3 protein-coding genes are annotated in these 5,004 nt (G+C 71.0%); 1 reads left to right on the forward strand and 2 read right to left on the reverse strand.

Annotated features, from left to right (window positions below; all coding sequences use genetic code 11):
• Positions 1 to 135 precede the first annotated feature (135 nt).
• Together GT007_RS21970 and GT007_RS21975 are read right to left on the reverse strand one after the other, a co-directional pair.
• Positions 136 to 1,359 carry an SAM-dependent methyltransferase gene (locus tag GT007_RS21970; RefSeq protein WP_160123806.1) on the reverse strand — a complete coding sequence of 408 codons (1,224 nt, stop codon included), beginning with the start codon at positions 1,357 to 1,359 and terminating at the stop codon, positions 136 to 138.
• 198 nt (positions 1,360 to 1,557) lie between these two features.
• On the reverse strand, positions 1,558 to 3,150 hold the full coding sequence (locus tag GT007_RS21975; protein WP_160123807.1) for an ABC transporter substrate-binding protein: 1,593 nt from the start codon (positions 3,148 to 3,150) through the stop codon (positions 1,558 to 1,560).
• A gap of 172 nt (positions 3,151 to 3,322) precedes the next feature.
• On the opposite strand from GT007_RS21975, the gene GT007_RS21980 reads away from it, so the two are divergent.
• Entirely contained in the window at positions 3,323 to 4,669 is a 1,347-nt protein-coding gene (locus GT007_RS21980; RefSeq protein WP_160123808.1) for a peptidase C69 family protein, read from the forward strand.
• Positions 4,670 to 5,004 lie beyond the last annotated feature (335 nt).

The raw sequence follows: 5,004 nt of genomic DNA on the forward strand, positions 1-5,004 counted from the left end.
CATGATCGATACAGGCTTCCAGGGCATCGCTCCGCTCCCGCGAAACTCTCACCCAAAAACCGTCAACCATCTCTCCGAACATCAGTCAGGGATGTGTCCGGTCTGAACAGGGGGCGAAGCCCCTGAGGCACGCCACTAGGCATGGCGAATCCGGTACAGCCCCACATCGATCGCCCCCGCGCGGAACCCGCCTTCGCAATAGGCCAGGTAGTACCGCCACAGCCGTTGGAACCGCTCATCGAGGCCGAGGCGCGTCACTTCCGGCAGCACGGCCAGGAAGCGCCGGTGCCAATCGGCCAGGGTGCGGGCGTAGCTGTGGCCGAAGCATTCCTCGTGCTCCACCCGCAGCCCGGCCGCGGCCACATGCCGGCGCAGCACGCTGGGTGAGGGCAGCATGCCGCCCGGGAAGATGTGGCGCTGGATGAAATCGGCCCCGCGGCGATAGGTCTCGAACCGGTTCTCGGCGATGGTGATCACCTGCAGCACCGCGACGCCGCCCGCCGCCAGCCGCGCCCGCAGCGTCTCGAAGAACACGGGCCAATAGGCCTCGCCCACCGCCTCGAACATCTCGATCGAGACGATGCGGTCGAACTGGCCCTCGACATCGCGGTAGTCCTGCAGGCGCAGGTCGGCGCGGGGTGCCAGGCCCGCTTCCTCCAGCCGCCGGGTGGCGTAGCCGAGTTGCGAGGGCGAGAGCGTCAGCCCCGTCAGCGTGGCGTCGCTGGTGCTCAGCAGGCGCTCCGCGAGCCCGCCCCAGCCGATGCCGATCTCCAGCACGCGCTCCCCGCCCTTCAGCTCCAGAAGCGCGATCGCGCGGTCCTGCTTGGCGGTCTGGGCATCCTCCAGCGAGGTGCCGGCATCGCGGTAAATGCCGGAGGAATAGGACATGCCCGGGTCCAGCCAGGCGGAGAAGAAGTCATTGCCCAGGTCGTAATGGGCGATGATGTTGCGCCGGCTGCCAGCGCGGCTGTTGGCGCGCACAGCATGCAGCAGCCGGTTCCACAGCCGCGCCACCAGGCTGCCCCGCGCCTCGGGGTCCAGCGTCTCGCCGTTCACCGCCGCCAGTTCGATCAGCGTGGCCAGGTCGGGGCTGGTCCAGTCGCCATCGCCATAGGCCTCGGCGAAGGCGACATCGCCGCCGAAGAACAGCCGCGACAGGGCACGCCAGCGGTGCAGCTGCACGCTGGCCTCGGGGCCGGGCTGGGCGCCGCGATGGTGCCAGTGCCGCCCGTCGGGGGTGATGATGGCCAGGCTGCCGTGCCGCAGGCTGGCGCACAGCCGCGCCAGCAGGGCACGCTTCAGGCCACGGTATGGGCTCGCTTGGGACAGGGCACCGGCATCGTGCAGGGCATCGCTCATGAACTGTGCCTCTCAGCAAAGACGGGAACAGGCCGAGGCGGCCCGGGCGACATCGGGAACACAGCGGCCCTGCCCGCACCTCGCCCTCAGGGAATTCCCTACCGAAGTGAACATCATGTTAACCAGCGCGCCGCGCGCCCCGCAACGGCCACGGCGCGAACAGGCTTGCCCCCCGGCACGGGGCCGGGGGGCCGGGCGCTACTTCTCCACGTTCCAGAACAGCGGGATGCTGGAGGGGATGAGGTTGCGCAGGGTGTTGCGCCAGGCCGCCGGCGCGATGAACTGGCCCCACATGATGGCCGGCACATTGTCGAAGGCGATGGCCGAGATCTCCCGCGCGATGCGCTGCCGCTCCGCGTCGGTCTGCGCCATGGGGAAGGCGGCGAAGAGCGGCACCATCCGCTCGTCGCAGCTCCAGCCCGCATAGTCGATGCAATTGCCCGACAGGTAGAAATGGGTGGGCGGCGCCGCCAGGTCGAAGCCGGAGGCCGTGACACCGAAGATGTTCCAGCCATCCCGCCGCCCGCGCCGGTTCAGCAGCGTGCCCCAGTCCATCGCCTCCAGCCGCACGTTGAAGCCCGCCTGGCGCAGCGTGTCGGCCGCGACCGCGGAGGAGACGCGCAGCGTCTCGATATCCGTGGCCTGCAGCACCACCACGGGCTCGTTGTTATAGCGGGTGCGGGCCAGTGCCTCACGCGCCGCGGCGATCGAGGGGTTGGCCGCGATGTCCGCGCCTTGCGCATTCTCCAGCGGCGTGCCGCACATGAACCAGGACCGGCAGCCCGGCTGGGTCAGCCGTTCCGGCAGGCCGAGCGCCGTCAGCACCGTGGACTGGTCGAACAGCCGCCACAGCACGCGGCGGATCTCGGGGTCGTTGAAGGGGGGTGCGGCGTGGTTCAGGCGGAAATAGCCCTGGTAGGCGTTCATGCCGCCGGGCCCGCCCACGCTGATGCGGCGGTTGCGCTCCAGCGTCGGCAGCAGGTCGAAGGAGGGGCTCTGGATATAGTCGATCTCGCCCGCCTGCAGCGCGTTCGCGGCCACGGCGCCGTCGGGCATGGTGACCAGTTCCAGCCCCTCGATGCGCACGGTCTTGCCGCCGGCCAGGAAATCCGCGGGCTCGCTGCGGGGCACGTAGCGGGCGTTGCGGTCCAGCACGATGCGGTCGCCGGGGCGATAGCGGTCGGCGCGGAACACGAAGGGGCCGGAGCCGATGATCTCCGTCACGCGGCCATCGCCGGCGGCGCGCACCACGCGCTCGGGCATCATGAAGGGCACGGGGGTGTTGGGGCGGCCGAGCGCCTCCAGCACCAGGCCGAAGGGCTGCTTCAGCTTCAGCACGAAGGTCCGAAGGCCCGTCGCCTCCAGCGATTCGGTGGAGGCGGCGAGCAGCCGCCCCATCCCCGCGCGCGGCATCCAGCGCCGCAGGGAGGCGACGCAATCGGCCGCCGTCACCGGCGTGCCGTCATGCCACAGCAGCCCTTCGCGCAGGGTGAAGGTGTAGGTCATCCGGTCCTCGGAGATGACCGTGTCCTGCACCATCTGCGGCCGCACCTCGCCATTGGCCGCCAGGCCGAACAGCGTGTCGTAGACCATGTAGCCGAAGGCGCGGGTGATGTAGGCGGTGGTGAAATGCGGGTCGAGGGTCGCCACCTCGGCCTCCAGCACCGCGACCAGCGGGGCGGCGCGGGCGGGCCGGGGGGCCAGCTGGGGGGCCAGGCCCAGCACGGCGCAGGCCAGCCCCACCCCCAGCAGCGATGGGCGCAGCACGGATGTCAGCCGCGAGAAAATCATCAACGTCTCCTTTTCGCGCGCCACGGCGCGAACCGCGCCCGGGGGCGCGGGGGTTTGCGATGCCGTGCGCGGTGTCCCTGCGCGCAGCGTGGCATGGGCCGCGCGGCCCTGGCTATGCGGCAAAGGCGAAACGCCGTTAGTTTTCCGCGACCAGACATGGAAGGACCGGCCGATGTGCGACACCATGGTGGCGCTGCCGCCCGCGACCGCCACGGGGCGGCTGCTCTTCGCCAAGAACAGCGACCGTGAGCGCAATGAGGCGCAGTTCCTGGAATTCCGCCCGGCGGCGCGGCATGCGCCCGGCACCCTGCGCTGCACCTATATCGACATCCCCCAGGCGGCCGAGACCCAGGCGGTGCTGCTCAGCCGCCCCTTCTGGTGCTGGGGGGCGGAGATCGGGGCCAACGCCGCGGGCGTGGTCATCGGCAATGAGGCGGTGTTCGCCCGCACCCCGCCCGGCCAGGAACCCGCGCTGATCGGGATGGACCTGGTGCGGCTGGGGCTGGAACGCGCGGCAACGGCCGAGGCGGCGGTGAGCGTCATCATCGAACTGCTGGAACGCCACGGCCAGGGCGGCGATTGCGGCCATCTGCACGAGCATTTCTACGACAATTCCTTCCTGGTCGCCGACCACCGGGAGGCCTTCGTGCTGGAAACCGTGGGCCGCTTCTGGGTGGCGGAGCGGGTGGCGCGCACGCGCGCCATTTCCAACGCGCTGTCGATCGGGCGCGGCGCCATCTGGCGCGCCAGCCCCGCCCTGCTGGCCGATGCCCAGGTGCGCAGCGCGGCCGATCTGGATTTCGCCGCCGCCTATCTGGACCCGGCGCGCGACGCGCTGACCCAGGGCCGCGCCCGCTGCGCCCGCGCGACGGAGCTGATGGCCCGCAAGGACGGCGCGCTGCGGGTGGCGGACATGATGGCCATCCTGCGCGACCACGGCCCGGCGGCCGAGGGCGATGCGCACTGGCACCCCGCCCATGCCCAGGGCCGCAGCATCTGCATGCATGCCGGCGGGCCCGACCGCCGCAGCCAGAGCGTGGCCTCCCTGGTCGCGGAGCTGCACCCGGATGGCCAGGCGCTGCATTGGGTGACCGGCACCTCCGGCCCTTGCCTGTCGCTGTTCCGGCCGGTGCTGCCCGGGGTGGCGCTGCCCCCGCATGGCCCCCGCCCCTCGGACCGGGAGGACCCGGCCACGCTGTGGTGGCGGCATGAGGCCCTGCATCGCGGCGCCGTGCTGGGCGATTTCGCGGCGGTGCTGGCCGAGCTGGCCCCCGCGCGCGACGCGCTGGAGGCCCGCTTCGCCACCATCATGGCCGAGGCCCTGCCCGAAGCCCCCGCCCGCCGCGCCGAAGCCATGGCCGCCTGCTGGGCCGAGGCCGATGCCTGGGAAGCCAGCTGGCGCAAGCGCGCCCTGCCGGCCCGCGCCCTGGTGGCGGATGATGGCTTCGGCGAGACGTGGCGGGAACTGTCGCGGCAAGCGCGGGAAGGCGCGGGCAGCGCAAGGCGGGCGGCGTCCTAGGCGATCAGGGGCTTCGCCCCCGAACCCCCACCAGGGGCGCCGCCCCTGGACCCCGCCAGGACCGTGCTCGGTCCTGGACCTAGATCAGTTGGGCGCCATAGCTTGGAAACGTGTTACCAATTGATTTTTATAACGAAAATAGCGCCCCGCCTGGCAAGGTAAGGCGCCAATCCGATGGGTTCCAAGGGCGGAGCCCTTGGTGGGGGGGTCGGGGGGGTACAAACCGGCTAGGTTGGTGACAGTTTGGACCGGCGACCTGGGTGACAGTCTTTGTTATCGACTGGGAGGACCGGTCGATGCCCTGGACGGAGATATCCACGATGGATGCGCGGCTG

This window comes from Rhodovarius lipocyclicus, from assembly GCF_009900765.1.
Taxonomy (GTDB): Bacteria; Pseudomonadota; Alphaproteobacteria; order Acetobacterales; family Acetobacteraceae; genus Rhodovarius; species Rhodovarius lipocyclicus.